At 61.3% G+C, this 17,126-nt stretch carries 12 protein-coding genes; all 12 read left to right on the forward strand.

Annotated elements, in window-relative coordinates; genetic code table 11:
- Nucleotides 1-46: 46 nt before the first annotated feature.
- The 12 genes from MQW23_RS13695 (at nt 47) to MQW23_RS13750 (ending at nt 17,104) form a co-directional block, all read left to right on the forward strand.
- The gene (locus MQW23_RS13695) at nt 47-1,336 is read left to right on the forward strand and encodes a nucleotide sugar dehydrogenase (protein WP_252108753.1); all 1,290 of its coding nucleotides are present in this window, start codon (nt 47-49) and stop codon (nt 1,334-1,336) included.
- Nucleotides 1,337-1,345: 9 nt separating this feature from the next.
- Nucleotides 1,346-2,167: a coiled-coil domain-containing protein gene (locus MQW23_RS13700; protein ID WP_252108754.1), complete on the forward strand. Its 822-nt coding sequence runs from the start codon at nt 1,346-1,348 to the stop codon at nt 2,165-2,167.
- Nucleotides 2,168-2,252: 85 nt separating this feature from the next.
- Nucleotides 2,253-4,103, forward strand: a complete 1,851-nt coding sequence (tamA, locus tag MQW23_RS13705) for an autotransporter assembly complex protein TamA (protein WP_442908603.1) — start codon at nt 2,253-2,255, stop codon at nt 4,101-4,103.
- Between the two features lie 9 nt (nt 4,104-4,112).
- Nucleotides 4,113-8,540, forward strand: coding sequence for an autotransporter assembly complex protein TamB (gene tamB / locus MQW23_RS13710; protein WP_252108755.1), 4,428 nt, complete (start codon nt 4,113-4,115; stop codon nt 8,538-8,540).
- A 9-nt stretch (nt 8,541-8,549) separates the two neighbouring features.
- A complete protein-coding gene (gene msrA, locus MQW23_RS13715; RefSeq protein ID WP_252108756.1) occupies nt 8,550-9,170 on the forward strand; it encodes a peptide-methionine (S)-S-oxide reductase MsrA in 621 nt (206 codons plus the stop codon).
- A gap of 208 nt (nt 9,171-9,378) precedes the next feature.
- Nucleotides 9,379-10,761 carry a glutathione-disulfide reductase gene (gorA, locus tag MQW23_RS13720; RefSeq protein WP_252108757.1) on the forward strand — a complete coding sequence of 461 codons (1,383 nt, stop codon included), beginning with the start codon at nt 9,379-9,381 and terminating at the stop codon, nt 10,759-10,761.
- 248 nt (nt 10,762-11,009) lie between these two features.
- Nucleotides 11,010-11,591, forward strand: a complete 582-nt coding sequence (gene ectA, locus MQW23_RS13725; RefSeq protein WP_252108758.1) for a diaminobutyrate acetyltransferase — start codon at nt 11,010-11,012, stop codon at nt 11,589-11,591.
- 99 nt (nt 11,592-11,690) lie between these two features.
- The gene (gene ectB / locus MQW23_RS13730) at nt 11,691-12,962 is read left to right on the forward strand and encodes a diaminobutyrate--2-oxoglutarate transaminase (RefSeq protein WP_252108759.1); all 1,272 of its coding nucleotides are present in this window, start codon (nt 11,691-11,693) and stop codon (nt 12,960-12,962) included.
- Nucleotides 12,963-13,026: 64 nt separating this feature from the next.
- A complete protein-coding gene (locus MQW23_RS13735; RefSeq protein WP_252108760.1) occupies nt 13,027-13,422 on the forward strand; it encodes an ectoine synthase in 396 nt (131 codons plus the stop codon).
- 260 nt (nt 13,423-13,682) lie between these two features.
- Nucleotides 13,683-14,519: an ATP-dependent zinc protease family protein gene (locus MQW23_RS13740; protein WP_252108761.1), complete on the forward strand. Its 837-nt coding sequence runs from the start codon at nt 13,683-13,685 to the stop codon at nt 14,517-14,519.
- A 63-nt stretch (nt 14,520-14,582) separates the two neighbouring features.
- Nucleotides 14,583-16,106, forward strand: a complete 1,524-nt coding sequence (locus tag MQW23_RS13745; protein WP_252108762.1) for an inactive transglutaminase family protein — start codon at nt 14,583-14,585, stop codon at nt 16,104-16,106.
- Nucleotides 16,103-17,104, forward strand: a complete 1,002-nt coding sequence (locus MQW23_RS13750) for an alpha-L-glutamate ligase-like protein (protein ID WP_252108763.1) — start codon at nt 16,103-16,105, stop codon at nt 17,102-17,104. The genes MQW23_RS13745 and MQW23_RS13750 overlap by 4 nt, the downstream gene beginning before the upstream one ends.
- Nucleotides 17,105-17,126: the final 22 nt, after the last annotated feature.

Below are 17,126 nucleotides of genomic sequence, written 5' to 3' on the forward strand. Positions count from 1 at the left end.
CCCAAAAGGCCCTGTTTATCCGGCAATTGCGCAAGGAGCGTGGTTAATGCGCGTACTTCTTTACGGTAGCGAACTCAGTGCCGCGACGGCAGCGGCGGCGCTCGCCTTCGTTGGTCACCGCATCGACTGGCTTTTGCATGAGGACGCCCCCTGGGGGGTGATTTCCACCCTCGACTGGCTGCGCCGTGAGCCCGAACTCATGGCCCATATCGATCAAGCCTTCGAGCAGCAGACGCTTCGCATCGTGACCTCTATCGACGAGGCCGCGCCCATGGACGTGGTATGGCTGGCTCTGTCACCGGAGCAGCGTCGGTCGGCCGATGCGCTTTTGAGCGCGCCGCTTTTTCGAGAGCATCGCGCGGTACTCATCAACAACTCCACGTTCCCGGTTGGCGATACCGAACGCCTCACTGCCCTGATGGGCGAACAGCACGGTAGCGTCGCGCTGCCGGACACCCTCGAGGAGGGGCGGGCCTGGGCGTCGTTTACGCGCCCGACCCGCTGGCTTTTGGGCTGCGACGAAGCCCAAGGCGAGCAGATAGCTCGCGAGCTTTTACGCGCGTTCAATCGCCGCCGCGACGTGTTTCAACTAATGCCGCGCCGCGCCGCGGAACTTTCCAAGCTCGCCATCAACGGCATGCTGGCCACCCGCATCAGCTACATGAACGAAATCGCCGGCCTCGCCGACACGTTGGGTGTGGACGTCGAGCACGTGCGCCAAGGCATGGGCGCCGACACGCGCATTGGCTTTGAGTATCTTTACCCGGGCTGCGGTTTCGGCGGCCCCAATTTTTCGCGAGACTTGATGCGTCTGGCCGACGTACAGTCGCAAAGCGGGCGCTACTCCGCGCTGCTCGAGCAGGTCATGGATATCAACGAGCAGAAAAAAGAGACGCTTTTTAGAAAGCTCTGGACGTTTTTCGAAGGCGATTTGGCCGGCAAGACCGTGGCGATCTGGGGGGCGGCGTTCAAACCCGGCACCGCACGCATTGACCATGCGCCGGTACTCACACTGCTGGAGGCGCTCTGGGCTCAGGGGGTGAAGGTACAGCTTCACGACCCCGCCGCCACCCCGGCGCTTGCCGCGCTGCTCGGTGAGCGCGAGGATCTGACGCTTTACACCGACGACCCGTACCAGGCCTGCGAAGGGGCGGATGCGCTGATGCTGGTCACCGAGTGGAAAAACTACTGGAACCCGGACTGGCATCGTCTGACCGAGCTTTTAAATGCTAAATTGATCCTGGACGGACGCAATATTTTCGATCCGGCTTTCGTTGCCAGCTGCGGGCTGCGCTATCGAGGCATCGGCCGACGCGCCGACCCAACGACCCATTGAGGAACTTTAATGTCTGACGCCACCCCGTCCCAGCGTATCGTGCCCGACGTGGACCAGAGTCTGGGCGCCCAGCATCTGCGCCATCGTCGAGGCCCACGCCTTTGGCCGCTGTGGCTCGTACTGCTGCTGGTCATCGCGCTACAGGCGGCGCTGGCCGCAGGGCTTTGGTACGAGCGCAAGCGCCTTCTGGACGAGGTTCGCCGGGTAAGCGGTGAAGTCTCCAACCTGCACGCGCGGCTCGACTCCAGCGACACCGACGTGGTCGACTCGGTCAGCTACATGCAGGCTCAAATGACCACGCTGTTCCAGGAGCAGGAGCAGCTGGCGTTGCGTTTGACCAACACTCGCGAAGAGCTTTACGGGCTTTTGACCGATGGCGAGGACACGGTATCGCTGGAGGCGATCGACGAGCTTCGCGAAACGCTGACGGCGCAGCGCGAGGCCGCCGAGCTCAACGAGCGCCAGCTCCAGGCCGTACGCAGCTCGGTAAATGCGCTCGAGCAGGCGGGCACCGCCGGGCGCCAAAACCTGCTCGAAGAGGTGGCGTCTCTAGACCAGAACACCGCCGAGCGGGTCGCCGCGTTGGAAGAACGGCTGGGCCGCGAGCGCGTGACTCTCGACAACCAGCTCACTACGCTTCGCGGCGAGCTCGACGCGCGCCTGGACGAACTCGCCGAGGCGGCCCAAAACGCCGAAACGGGTATCGACCAGCAGGCGCTCGAGCGCGCCACCGCTTCGCTCAACGAGCGTATCATGGCGCTTGAAAGCGACGTTCGCCAGGTGCGTCAGGCACAATTAGCGTTTAGTGCTCAAATGGAAATGCTGCGATAATTCAAAAAAGGGTGAAAACGCCAGGGCGAAGGGTATCGCCCAGCCTTCATCTGTCGCCCGTCTGATCAGGTAAAAGAAGGACACCATGCAACGATACCGTCAGCGATTTACGGCGATGCCCGTAGCGTTCTACCTGGCAGCCCCTTTGTTGATGATAAGCCCGCCGCTTTGGGCGCTGGAAGCCACCATCAGCGGCGTGTCGGGCCCGGTCGAAGAGAACATCGACGCCTACCTTCAAAATATCGATGAAGAGCGCTACACCGACCTGCGTTTGGAAGGCGAAATTCGCCAGCGCACTCAGGAAGCGATGCGCGTATTCGGCTACTACGAGCCAGAGGTGGAGGTGACCCTCGCCGAACCGGTTCGAGTACGTATCGAGCCCGGCCCCCAGGTGCGCATCGAAACGCTGTCTATCAACATCGAAGGCGACGCTCAAGACGACCCGCCGTTTCAACAGGCGCTGGACGACTTTCCGCTCGAAGAGGGTGACGTGCTCGAACACGAGCCCTGGGATCAACTTGGCTCTGAGTTCTCCGGGCTTGCCATCGAGCGCGGCTACTTCGACTGGGGCTTTACTGACCGGCGTATGGAAGTGCGCCCTTATAAGGAAAGCGCGCGTCTCTACATGGATTTCGATAGCGGCCCGCGCTACCGGTTCGGCCAAACTCGCATCGTGGGAAGCCATATCGAGCCCGAGCGGCTCAAACAGATGCAGGGCTTCGAGCCCGGCGACCCCTATCTTGCCGAGTCGATCGCGCTTTACAACCAGCGCTTGGGCGAGACCCGCTGGTTTCGCTCGGTGACCGTACGTCCGCGCCTGCAAACGGCGCAAGAGCTCGTCGTGACGCCGAGCGGTGGCGGGGCGGCCTGGTACGACTCCGCCACCGCCTCCCAGCCAAAGCGTCCACGGCTCTCGAGCGCCGCCTTTGCAAGCGCCTTGAGCGTTGGCCAGCCCAACGACTACCGCCTGCCGATCGATGTCACAGTCGAGCCCGCCGATCGCCATCAGTTCGAAACCGGTATCGGCTACGCTACCGACGTCGGTCCCAGGCTTCGTTTTGGCTGGCAGCAGCCCTGGATCAATAGCCTCGGTCACAGCCTGAACCACGACCTATACATTTCCGGGCCGGACCAGCGCTTCACCGGGGTTTACAACATTCCCCTCGAAGACCCACTTCGCGACAACTACCGGCTGCAGTACGGTATTCGTCAGCGTGAAGACAATGACACCGAGTCGCTCGAGGGCACAGTGGAGTTCGCTCGGCGCTGGGAGTTCGACAACCGCTGGGTGCAAACCCTTTACGTGCGCACCACCTACGAGGACTTCACCCAGGGTAATCTTTCCGACGAGGTGTGGCTCTACTATCCTGGCATCCAGTGGTCGCGCACGCGCACCCGGCCCACGCGCTTTCCGCTCTGGGGCGATCGCCAGCAGCTCTCGCTAGAGTACTCCGATACGCTTTGGGGCTCGGACGCCACGTTTTTACGCGTGACCGGCGATACCGAATGGATTCGCACCCTGGGCGACAGCAACCGCTTTTTGGCGCGGCTGGGAGTCGGTGCCATCGAAACCGACAATTTCGATAAGATTCCACCGTCGCTGCGCTTTTTCACCGGCGGCGATAACAGCGTGCGCGGCTACTCCTTCGAGAGCCTGTCGCCGCGCTCTGACGACGGGCTTTTGCGCGGCGGCCAGCAGATGTTGACCTCGACGCTCGAGTATCAGCGTCGGGTTACCGGCGACTGGTGGGGCGCTGCGTTCGTCGACAACGGCAACGCCTTCGACGACTGGAGTGCCGACGATCTCAAAACCGGCGCCGGCGTCGGCGTGCGCTGGATCTCGCCGGTCGGCCCCATCCGCTTCGACGTCGCCCACCCTTTCGACGATGAAGACAACGACTACCGTATCCACTTCTCTATCGGCCCTGAGTTTTAGGAGCGCATTTTGGCAGACGTTGCAAAGAAAAAGCCGCGAACGAAAAAGCGGCTCTCCTCGGGTGCGCGTACCCGACTGGCCGTTTGGAGTGTGATTCGCCTGTTGATCCTCGTGCCGCTGTGGCTGTTTGGTCTTATCGCACTGGTACTGGGCGCCGCACTGTCGCCCTGGGGGACGGCGCAGCTCTTCTCCCAGGCCGAGAAGCGCGGCTACGTTAGTTATGAGGCGCAGTCCGGCGGCCTGCTCGACGAGTTCACGCTACAGGGCTTTCGCATGAACGTCGCCGGCGTACAGGTCGCCATCGACGACCTGGAGCTTCGCTGGGCCGACGACTGCCTGCTTTCCGGCCGGCTCTGTATCGACACGCTACGCGCCGACGGCGCCGACATTCGCTTGGCCACGAGTCAAAACGAGCCGGAGCCACCGCCGGACAATCAGCCGCCGCTTCGTATCACGCTGCCGTTTCCCATCGAACTTCGCGAACTGGTGTTGAACGATACCGCCGTCACGCTCGGTGACGGCACGCGCATCACCTTCGACTCACTGACCAGCGCTGCGGTTGCCGAAGGCCAGAGCGTGCGCCTGGCCCCTACGGAGCTAAATCAGCCGCGGGTCTATCTGCCGCCGTCACCCGGCGTGCGCCTGACCCAAGGGCTCGAGACGCCGCTGGACGCCACCGGTATCGACGGTGCCATCGCCGTGCACACCCCGCCGGAACCCGAGCCGGTAGAGGAGGACGCTGGCGTACTGGTCACCGAGCAGGGCCGTACCCAGCTTCCCGACATCATGCTGCCGATCGACGTCATCGTCGAAGAGCTCGCCATCAACGACTTTGCCCTCGAAGGCGCGGTCGATTACAGCGTCGAGCGGCTCACCCTGGTGGGCTCGGCGGTCGAGCACGACATCGCTATCGACACCTTCTACGTGCTCAGCCCGGACGCCGAGGTGAACCTGGACGGCACGATTCGTCTGGCCGAGGAGTATCCGCTCGAGCTGAACCTGGCCACCACGCTCTACCTGCCGGAGCGCTTTCCCGAGCTTTCCGGCAATACGGTGTCGCTTGCGCTGTCCGGCTCGCTTGCCGATCTCAAAGGCGAGCTCGATACCGAGGGGCTGGTCAACGTCGTGCTGGATGCCAGCGTCGACGTGCTCGACCCGCTGTTTGCATTCGACGTGCGCCTTCAAACCGACGAGCTCCAGTGGCCGCTCACCCCGGTGGAGGGCAGCGACGCCGAGCCCACTCGGGTCGAGGATCTCGATCTTCGCGCCAGCGGCAATCTGGAAGCCTTCGCGGTGACCGTCGATGCCGAGGGCATCGATAACACGCGCCTGGACGGGCAGGTAGATCTCGACGACCCGAGCTACCCCTTCGACGTGCGCTTGCAAAGCGAGCGTTTCCAGTGGCCGCTCAACGTGCCGGAAGACGCCGACACCGCCGCAGAGCCCTTCGTGGTGCAGAATCTGGATCTGCACGCCAATGGCAGCCTGGAGGCATTCACGGTGACGCTGGATGCCGATGGCGTGGAGAACACCCGGCTCGAGGCGCGCGCAGATATCGACGATCCGAACTATCCGTTCACCGCGCGTCTGCAAAGTGACCGGCTGCAGTGGCCTTTGACCACGCCCGAGAGCGCCGACGTCACCCCTTGGGTGGTGCAGAACCTGGATCTGCGCACCGACGGTGATATTAATGCCTATAACCTGGCGCTCGACGTCGAGGCCGAAGGCCCGGACGTTCCGCTTCTAACGCTGAATCTGGAGGGCAGTGGCGATACCGGCGCCTTTGATTGGTCGACGCTTGCGCTTCAAATCGACGAGAGCCGCTTGGCAAGCCAAGGGCGCGTGAGCTGGGCCAACGCCATTACGCTGGACACCACGATTCGCCTGGATGACTTCGATCCGTCGCACTTCGTTGCCGATCTCGACGGCTCGCTAAGTGGCGATATCGAGCTTGGCGTGCTTCAACAGGGCGAGCGCTGGCTGATCGATCTACCCGCGCTTTCCATCGACGGCGAGCTTCGCGATTACCCGCTCACGCTCGAAGCATCCTTGAACGCCAACTCGGATCTCGAAGCCGATATCGATCGACTGGTCTTCACCCAAGGCAACAACCGCCTGACCGCTCAGGGCCAGGCGAGCCAGCAGGCGCTGTCGATCGATGCCGACATCGCGCTCAATCAGCTGCAAACCATTCATCCGCAGCTCGCCGGGCGCTTGGCCGGCGATATTCAGGCCCGCGGCAGCATCGAGCAGCCGCAAATCAACACCACACTAGAGGGCAGTGACCTGCGGTTTGCCGACAACAGCGTCGAGCGGCTTTCGCTCGACGCCGATATCAACGGCATCGATGATCCGCGTTTGGACATAGACCTGTTGCTCGACCGGGCCGTGGCCGGCGGCCAAACGCTTCAACGCCTGGAGCTGACCCTCGAGGGCCTGCTTTCCCAGCACACGCTATCGCTTGAGGTGCAGGGTGACGATACGAGCGCTTTACAGCGCGCCGAGCTTGCACTGCGCGGGCGTTTCGATCAGGCCAACCAGCTTTATCAGGCTAACGTCACACCGCTTGAGATCGACTCCGACGCCGGCGATATTCGACTCGAGAGCCCGCTGGATCTGCGCTACAACCTGGCCAATGGCCAAGCGCGGCTATCGCCGTTCTGCCTGCGCCGGCTCGAAGGCGGGCTCGTGTGCTCGACAGAGACGGTCAACGCTTCTGCAGACCAGGGCCGTGCGCTTTTGACCGTACGTGAAGTGCCGATGGAAGCGCTCGAGCCGTTCCTGCCCGAGGAGTGGCGTCTGGATGGCGATACTACGGCGGACCTGGGGCTCTCCTGGAGCCAGGGTGGGGCGCGCTGGCAGGCCGATGTCGAGCTTTTGAGCGAGCTTGCGATCACCGCGGTCGACGGCTACGGCCAGCCGGTGCGCCTGCCGGTGATTAATTTGGATGCTCAGATCGACGCCAACCAGGCCAACGCCAACGCCAGCGTGGTGCTGTCGCTGTCCGAGGCAGGGCGTTTGGCGCTGGATCTAACCGTGAGCGACCCGATCGGCCGAGGCGGGCTCGACGGCGAACTGCGTGCCAGCAATATCGTGCTCGAGCCTTATATGCCGCTGGTCGCACAGCTCGACGAGCTTCAGGGCGCGCTCAACGGCACCGTTTCGATTGGCGGCACGACCGCCCAGCCGGATTTGCAGGGCACGCTGGCACTTCGCGGCGTGCGCGCTCGTGGCCCGGACATTCCGGTCGACGTTCAGGACGGCGAGCTTGCACTGCGCTTCGACGGCGGCCAAGGCAGCATCGACGGTTTCATTGCCGCCGAGCGCGGCCGGCTCAACATTACCGGCGACGCGTACTGGCCGGAGAACGTGCAGTGGCGGGCGGGCGTCGATCTGAACGCGGTTCAGGAGCCGCTTTTGGTCGTGCTACCCCAGTTTGGGCGCCTCGAAGCGGCGCCGAACATTCGCATCCGCGTGAACCCGGAGCTTCTTCAGATTCGCGGCAACGTCGACATTCCCTGGGCGCGTCTCGAAATCGGCAGACTGCCGGCCTCGGCTATCACGCCGAGTGGGGACGAGATCATCATCACCGAGCGTGAGGACCGCGAAGCCGAGCGCATTGCGCGGCTTCGCACCGCCAACGGCGAAGGCCCGAGCGCGGCGGACGAACTCGCCGCTGGCGGCATGGAGATCGACATGCTGATCACACTGAACCTGGGCGACGACATGGAGCTCTCCGCCTACGGGCTGGAATCGAACCTGGCGGGTAATCTGGAAGTGCGCCAGGACAGCGGGGCGCTTCAGCTCTTTGGCGAAGTGAACCTGGTGGACGGACGCTTCCAGGCCTTCGGTCAGGATCTGCTCATTCGTCGCGGTCAGCTGCTGTTCAGCGGCCCGCCGGGGCTTCCCGTACTCAATTTCGAGGCGATTAGAAACCCGGAAGTGACCCAGGACGACGTGATCGCGGGGCTTCGCGTCACCGGCACGGCGGAAACGCCGAACGTGGCGATATTCTCGGAGCCGGCGATGCCGGAGAGCAGCGCCCTCTCTTACGTGCTTCGCGGGCGCGCCCCGGATTCCTCCGGCGGGGTCGACAGCGCCTTGACCACGGCGCTGATCGGCATGTCGCTTGGACGCACCGGCGGGGCGGTCGGCTCTATTGGGGAAGCCTTCGGCATCAACGACTTGACCCTGGATACCACCGGCGCCGGTGACGAAAGCCAGGTCGCGCTCAGCGGTCAGCTCACTGACGATTTACGAATTAGCTACGGCGTGGGAATCTTTTCACCCATCGCTGAACTAACCTTACGCTATACGCTTTGGCGTAATTTCTACGTCCAGGTGGTTACCGGCACGAGCCAGGCGGTCGACTTGATCTACACCTTCTCGCGTCCGGGTTCTCCGACGATACTTCCACCGACACTTCCACGGCAATAAGAGGTGGCCATGACACTCTTTTCCAGAACATCGGGATCACTGCCAGGCCGTGATACGCCGATCGAAACCAGCGAGACCCACACCGTCAACGGCAACGCCTTGAAAGGGCCGATACCTGACGGTTTCGAGGAGATCGTCCTTGGCATGGGTTGCTTTTGGGGCGTCGAGCGTCTTTTTTGGCAAATGTCCGGGGTACACGTGACCGCGGCAGGCTACGCCGGCGGCGAAACCCCTAACCCGACCTATGATGAAACCTGCACCGGGCGCACCGGCCATACCGAGGTAGTGCGAGTGGTCTATGACCCGGACAAGGTCTCGCTTGCCACCCTTTTGCGCACCTTCTGGGAGGAGCACGACCCGACCCAGGGCAACCGGCAGGGCAACGACATCGGTAGCCAGTACCGCTCGGCGATTTTTGTCACGACCGAGGCCCAGCGTGGACAGGCCGAGCAAAGCCGCGAGGCGTATCAAAAGGCGCTGGATGAGCAGGGCAAAGGGCGCATCACCACCGAAATTTATCCGCTGGACAGGTTCTACTACGCCGAGGGCTATCACCAGCAGTACCTGGACAAGAATCCGGGCGGCTACTGCGGTTTGAAGGGCACTGGCGTGACCTGCGCGATTGGCTAAGCTTCATTGATCCACGCAGAGCCAGGCGGCCATCAGGCCCGACGCCTGCGTTTTATAACCTGTCCGCTTTTTCCGCTCGCTCGGGCCACGCTCGAGCGAGCGGCTTACGTTCGAGAAGACGACGGTTCAATAAGACGGCTGTTAAAGTAGGCAGCTGTTCCAAGAGACGACTGTTCGATTGGAGTGTATCGAGCTGCAAGGAGTGTTTATGTCGGCGCAAGCTGATTTTGATTACGATCTACTGGTTATCGGCGCCGGTTCCGGCGGCGTGCGCGCCGCGCGCACGGCGGCGGCTCGAGGCGCACGGGTGGCCATCGCCGAAGACCGTTACCTGGGCGGCACCTGTGTCAACGTTGGCTGCGTGCCGAAAAAGCTCTACGCCTACGCCTCCCACTTTCGCGATAGCTTCGACGACGCCGCGGGCTATGGCTGGCACCTGCCGGACACGCCGACCTTCGACTGGCCGACGCTGAGAGACAACAAGTCCAGCGAGATCAAACGGCTCAACGGCATTTACCAGCGCCTGCTGGAAAACGCCGGCGTCACGCTCTATAACGCCCGAGCGACGCTCAAGGATGCTCATACCGTTTCGCTAAGCTCCGCGAAGGGCGAAAGCGAGGTGAGCGCGGCCAAAATTCTGCTCGCCACCGGCGGCTGGCCTTGGGTGCCGGATTTCCCGGGCAGCGACCTGGCCGTCACCTCCAACGAGGTGTTCGACCTGGACACCTTCCCCAAGCGCTTTTTGGTGCTGGGCGGGGGATATATCGCCGTGGAGTTCGCCAGTATCTTCAACGGACTGGGCAGCGAGGCTCACCTGATCTACCGCCGCGAGCTTTTTTTGCGCGGCTTCGATGACGAAGTGCGCGCCTTTACGCGCGACGAGATGAAGAAAAAGGGCGTTAACCTGCATTTCGACGTCAACATCGAACGCATCGAGCGCGGCGACGATGGCCTGAATGTCACGCTCACCAGCGGCGACACGCTGACCGTCGATACCGTGCTGGTCGCCACCGGGCGCCGTGCCAACGTCAGCGGCCTGGGGATCGAGACGCTGGGCATCGAGCTCGACGACAGCGGCAAGATCCCCGTCAACGAGCGCTTCGAGACCAATGTGCCCTCGATTCTGGCGCTCGGTGACCTGATCGATAGCCCGGAGCTTACGCCGGCGGCGATCGCCGAGGCGATGCAGATCGTCGAGCATCACTTTGGCGATACCACGCCGGAGCCGCTGGACTACGAGCGAGTTCCCACAGCGGTGTTCTGCCAGCCCAATATCGGCACCGTCGGCCTGACCGAAGAGGCCGCCCGGGAGCGCTTTGCCAACATCCGCGTTTACCGTACCGACTTCAAACCCATGAAGCACACGCTTTCTGGCAGCGATGAGCGCATGCTGATGAAGCTGGTGGTTGATGACGAAAGCGACGTGGTGGTCGGCGCGCACATCGTCGGCGAAGAGGCGGGGGAACTGATTCAAAACGTTGGTATCGCCGTCCGTGCCGGGCTTACCAAGGCCGATTTCGACCGCACTCTTGGGGTTCACCCAACCGGCTCCGAGGAGCTCGTCACCATGCGCGAACCCTCGCGTACCTGACTCGCACTCTTGCGAGGTTGAACCGGATCGATTCATGACAAGCGGGCGAAAGCCCGCTTTTTTATACCACTTCATTGAAGTTGGACTAAGCTTTTAACGGTCACTGAGAGGATCGATATCCAGTACAGCATTACCTGTCATGTATAATTAAAAATTATCGAAAAGGGAGCCAAGGATAATATGCGCTTTGAGTTATACACCGTCAGCTGTTATGATCTTGCAGGAATTCGCAACGGCGAAGTATCACCATGAGCATGCCTTCAACGCCTTTTACCCCCTCGTTTGACTTGGCGCGGCCGACAGTCGCCGACGCCGTGGTTGGTAATGAACAGACGCCGCTCTATATTCGCAAGCCCAACGCCGACGACGGCTGGGGCATCTTCGAGCTGGTCAAGGCGTGCCCACCGCTGGACGTCAACTCTGCCTACGCCTACCTGCTACTCGCCACTCAGTTTCGCGATACCTGCGCCGTGGCGACTAATGAAGAGGGCGAAATCGTCGGGTTCGTTTCCGGCTATGTAAAGGACAACGCCCCGGACACGTTTTTTCTGTGGCAGGTCGCGGTGGGAGAGAAAGCGCGTGGTACCGGTTTGGCGCGCAGGCTGATCGAGGCCATTATGTCGCGCGACGAGCTCAGCGACGTACACCATATGGAAACCACCATCACGCCGGATAATCTCGCGTCCTGGGGGCTTTTTCGCCGCTTGGCGGCACGCTGGCAGGCACCGCTCAACAGCCGTGAATACTTTTCGACAGAACAGCTTGGCGGCGAGCACGACCCGGAAAATCTCGTGCGCATCGGGCCGTTTCAAACCGATCACATCGTCTAGCTCGATCAAGCGCCGCGCGACACCTTGAAAATTCATCGAACCGTCTCAAGGTTTTTGTAAGCGCTTGAGACAGGAAATTTTTTTGAAAGGGAGGTCATAATGCAGACCCAAACGTTTGAACGGATGGAATCCAACGTACGTACCTATTCGCGTTCGTTTCCAGTGGTATTCACCAAGGCTAAAAACGCCCGTTTGACCGACGAAGACGGTCGCGAGTACATCGATTTTCTCGCCGGTGCCGGCACGCTGAACTACGGCCACAACAATGCCCACCTCAAAGAGGCGATGATCGATTATCTCGCTTCAGACGGCGTGGTGCATGGGCTGGACATGTGGACTGCCGCCAAGCGCGACTACTTCGATACGCTAAACGAGCTGATTTTCAAGCCGCGCGGGCTCGATTACAAGGTACACCTGCCGGGGCCGACCGGCACCAATGCCGTCGAAGCCGCCATTCGCTTGGCGCGGGTAGCCAAAGGGCGCCATAACATCGTGACCTTCACCAACGGCTTTCACGGCGTGACCATGGGGGCGTTGGCGACCACCGGTAACCGCAAGTTCCGCGAGGCTACGGGCGGCATTCCGACCCAAGGCGCAAGCTTTTTGCCCTACGACGGCTATATGGGCGAGCACGCCGATACCCTCGACTACTTCGAAAAATTGCTGGCGGACAAGTCCGGCGGGCTCGATATACCCGCGGCGGTCATCGTCGAAACCGTGCAAGGCGAGGGCGGTATCAACGTGGCGAGCCTCGAGTGGTTGAAGCGTTTGGAAGGCATCTGCCGTGACCACGATCTGCTCTTGATCGTCGACGATATTCAGGCCGGCTGCGGGCGTACCGGCAAGTTCTTCAGCTTCGAGCACGCCGGCATCAAACCGGACATGGTTACCAATTCCAAGTCGCTGTCCGGTTTCGGCCTGCCGTTTGCCCACGTGTTGATGCGCCCGGAGCTCGACCAGTGGAAACCAGGCCAATATAACGGCACGTTCCGCGGCTTCAACCTGGCCATGATCACCGCGACCGCCGCGCTGAAAAAGTACTGGTCCAACGATACCTTCGAGCGCGACGTTCAGCGCAAGGGTCGTATCGTCGAGGAGCGCTTCAAGACATTGGCCAAGCGCCTGTCGGATAACGGCATGCCCGCCAGCGAGCGCGGTCGCGGTTTGATGCGCGGTATCGACGTGGTCGACGGCGATATCGCCGATGCAATCACCGGCAAGGCGTTCGAGCACGGTTTGATCATCGAAACCAGCGGCCAGGCCGGCGAAGTCGTCAAGTGCCTGTGCCCGCTGACCATCAGCGATGAAGACTTGATCGAAGGCCTCGATATCCTGGAAAAATGTGTCGACGCCGTGATTAGCGGTAAATAACGGATTGACACGCCAAGCCATCGTTTCGGCGGCCATCGACGGCCGCCTTACAAGGAGCACACCGATGATCGTTCGCAATCTGGAAGAAGCCCGCAAGACCGACCGCCTGGTGACCGCTGAAAACGGCAACTGGGACAGCACGCGTCTGGTGCTGGCCAGCGACAAGGCCGGTTTCTCGTTTCACATCACCCGGATCTTTCCGGGCACCGAAACCCACATTCACTACAAGAACCACTACGAAGCCGTGTTCTGCTACGAAGGCGAAGGTGAGGTAGAAACCATCGCCGACGGTAAAATCTGGCCGATCAAGGCTGGCGACATCTACATGCTCGACCAGCACGATGAGCACCTTCTGCGTGGCAAGGAAAAGGGTATGACCGTGGCGTGCGTCTTCACACCGGCGCTGACAGGAAAGGAAGTACACCGCGAAGACGGCTCTTACGCGCCGCCGGAAGAGTAAGCATTGCTCGTTACTCATTGATGTAACATTCAAAAGACGGCCCCAAATGGGCTGTCTTTTTTATGGCCGGGTTGTTCGATGTTTTGAGCTTGTACCGGGTAGCCGGTTTTTGCGTTTCAGACCAATAACCCTTGGTTCGCATAATATATATTATGTTAAATATAGTATTCGCTATTGAGTAAAACCCTTAACATCATTGGACAACCGCACATACTTCTTCATATTATCCCTGCTCTTGTTTGGTAAGGGACTTCCGATCTATGCGCACGAAACTGACCTGGCTGATGGCAGGCATGCCGCTATTGGTAGCTGGCTGCGCCGCTCAACCGCCGGCGCCCCAAGAGCCCCCGCCGCTTGGAGATGCCGCGTTCAACGCGCGCATTACCGATCTCGAGACCACGCTTTTAGCGCAGTGTGACACCCAAGCAATGGAGTCACGCCAAACGAGCCAGTACGAAACGCTCAGATCCAACATGCATGAAGTGGGCAATCTACTGCGTGTTTTGCAAAAGGACGTGGCGACTATCGAGGCGCGCGGTGACGAGCCGATCATCGTGCGTGAAGAGTGTGAATCACAGCCTGTGCAAACCTCGAAAACGGTGCTTGGGCGCAGCGAATGGGTCGGCTTTCCAGCCATCGGCACCTACCTCAAAGCGCGTATCGACTCCGGAGCCTCGACGTCGTCGCTGTCAGCGTCCGACATCACGCGCTTCGAGCGTGACGGCGAAGATTGGGTACGCTTCAAGCTCGCGCTCAACGACGAAGACGTGGCGGTCGAGCGCGTTAAAGACGAATGGGTCGAAGCACCGATCCAGCGCCGCGTGCGCATCGTCCAGGCCTCCGGTGAAGAGTCGCGCCCGGTCATTTCGCTGTTGATGACATTGGGGCCCATTCGTGAAAACGTCGAATTCACGCTCAATGACCGCACGCATCTGGATTTCCCGGTGCTGCTGGGACGGCGCTTCATGATGGACATTGCCACCATCGACGTCGCCCAAACCTACATTCACGATCGGCCCGAGTTTCCCGGCGGCGAGCCTGCCGACCAGGCCGCTGACGATGAAGTCTCTGAAGATCAGGACGATACGGAAGAGTAGCCGCTCTACGTCATCGAGCATCGCTCTCCCCCTGTCGCTTAATGCCGAAAGGAATCAACCTTCATGTCACGCTTGGCGTTTTATTTAATCGTGGGCTTTTTGCTGGTCGTAGGTATCGCGGCCAGCATCCATCGTCACGTTCAGTTCGAAATTCCCTGGACCCCAGGCGAGCAGCGCCAGGTGTGGGAAATCGAGGCGGTGATCACGTTCAACGCCCAGGACGGCCCGGTTCAGGTGGATCTGGCGCTGCCGTCCCACCAGGCGGGCTATCGCGTGTTGACCGAAAACACAGCCTCCTCTGGCTATGGCCTGGCTTATAGTGCTGACGAGCTGGGCCGCCAAGCGCAGTGGACCATCCGTAACGCCGCCGGCAGTCAGCAGCTTTACTACTCGGTGCAGATGCTGGTGTCGCCTGAGGCGCGCGCGCCCATCCAGACGCCGCCCGGGCTTTCGACACCCACGCCCTGGGGCGCACCCTACGATACCGCCGCCGAGCAGATCATCGAGCGTGCCTGGGCGCGAAGCGCCGATAACGCCACCTTTACTCGCGAGCTGATCCTCGATCTCAACGGCGAACGCCAGGCCGAGAACGCGCGGCTGCTGTTGAGCCAGGAGACACCGACGGCGCTGATCGTGCGGCTATTGAACCAGGCCGGCGTCCAGGCGCGGGAAATTAGCGGCCTGATGCTTGAGGATGCGCGCCGGCGCCAGTCGCTGACCAGCTGGATTCAGGTATTCGACGAAACCGGCGAGCAGTGGGCGGTATTCAACCCGACCACCGGCGAGCGTGGCCGCCCGGACAACCTGCTGCTGTGGGAAACCGGCGGCCGCGCGGTGCTCGAAGTACAGGGCGGCACCAACTCCCAAGTTAGCTTCTCGATGCTGACCCACAACCAGCCGGCCTCGGCGGCGGTGCGCAACCACCGCTCGGACAGCACGCTACTGAACTTCTCGATTCACAGCCTGCCGCTGGAAGAACAGGCGCTGTTCCAGACCATTCTGCTGATTCCTATCGGGGCGCTGGTGGTCGTGCTGCTGCGCGTGTTCATCGGGGTGAAAACCTCGGGCACCTTCATGCCGGTTCTGATCGCGCTGGCCTTCATTCAGACCACGCTACTGACCGGGTTGGTCGGCTTTCTGCTCATCGTCGCGGTGGGCCTGGTGATCCGAAACTACCTGTCGCATTTGAATTTGCTGCTGGTGGCTAGGGTTTCGGCGGTCATCATCACGGTTATCGCGATCATCGCCGCCTTCACCGTGCTCGCTTACCGCATGGGCCTTTCCGCGGGGCTCACCGTCACCTTCTTCCCGATGATCATTCTGGCCTGGACCATCGAGCGCATGTCGATTCTTTGGGAAGAGGAAGGCCCGAAGCAGGTGCTGATCCAGGGCGGCGGCAGCCTGGTGACCGCGGTACTGGCGTATCTGGCCATGAACAACCCCTGGATTCGCCACATCACCTTCAACTTCCTCGGCGTGCAGCTGATTTTGATGGCGTTCATCTTGATGCTGGGTAACTACACCGGTTACCGCCTGCTCGAACTGCGCCGCTTCAAGCCGATCACTGAAGACGAGAAGCCCTCATGAGCTGGTTCAAGGATTGGACCTGGCCTTCCAGGCTAAGCGATAAAGGCATCATCGGCATGAACCGGCGAAATATTCGCTACATCGGCCGCTACAACTCGCGAAAGCTCTACCCGCTGGTGGACGACAAGCTCAAGACCAAGCTTCTGGCCCAGCGCTACGACATCACCACCCCCGCGCTGATCGGCACGGTGAGTACCCAGTTTGGCGTCAAGCATATTGGCGAGATGCTTACCGGCCACAAGGGCTTTGTCATCAAGCCCGCCAAGGGCAGCGGTGGCAAGGGGATTCTGGTCATCGAAAATGTTGATGATGACAACGTTTTCATCAAACCCAGCGGCGCGCATTTGAGCCTGGTCGACATCGAACGCCACGTGTCGAACATTCTCTCCGGGCTCTACTCGCTTGGCGGCTCGCCGGACGTGGCGGTGATCGAAACGCTGATCAACTTCGATGAGAGTCTGATGGCCTACACCTACGAAGGCGTACCGGACATTCGCGTCATCGTGTTCAAGGGCTACCCGGTGATGGCCATGATGCGCCTATCCACCGCCGCCTCCGATGGCAAGGCCAACCTGCACCAGGGCGCGGTCGGTGTCGGGCTCAACATCGCCACCGGGGCGGCGCTCAGAGGCGTTCAGTTCGATCGCCCCTGCTACAGCCACCCCGATACCGGCCACGACTTGGCAAGTCTGGTCGTGCCGCAGTGGGATACGCTCTTGAACCTGGCCGCCGGCTGTTATGAAATGACCGGCCTTGGCTATCTGGGCACCGATATGGTGCTCGACCGTGTTCACGGGCCCATGCTGTTGGAACTCAACGCCCGGCCAGGGCTCGCCATTCAGATGACCAACGGTGAGGGACTCCGCCGGCGGCTCGATCTGATCGAACGCCAGCCCGATGGCGTTGGCGCCAAGGAGCGCGTAGCGTTTGCCCAGCATCACTTCGCGCGCCAAAGCGAGCTGGTCAGCACCCCTGACACAGAGTCGGCGAGCGCGTAAACTAGCCCCACCATGTTGACCC

Source organism: Halomonas sp. S3-1-1 (assembly GCF_023757625.1).
Taxonomy (GTDB): Bacteria; Pseudomonadota; Gammaproteobacteria; order Pseudomonadales; family Halomonadaceae; genus Vreelandella.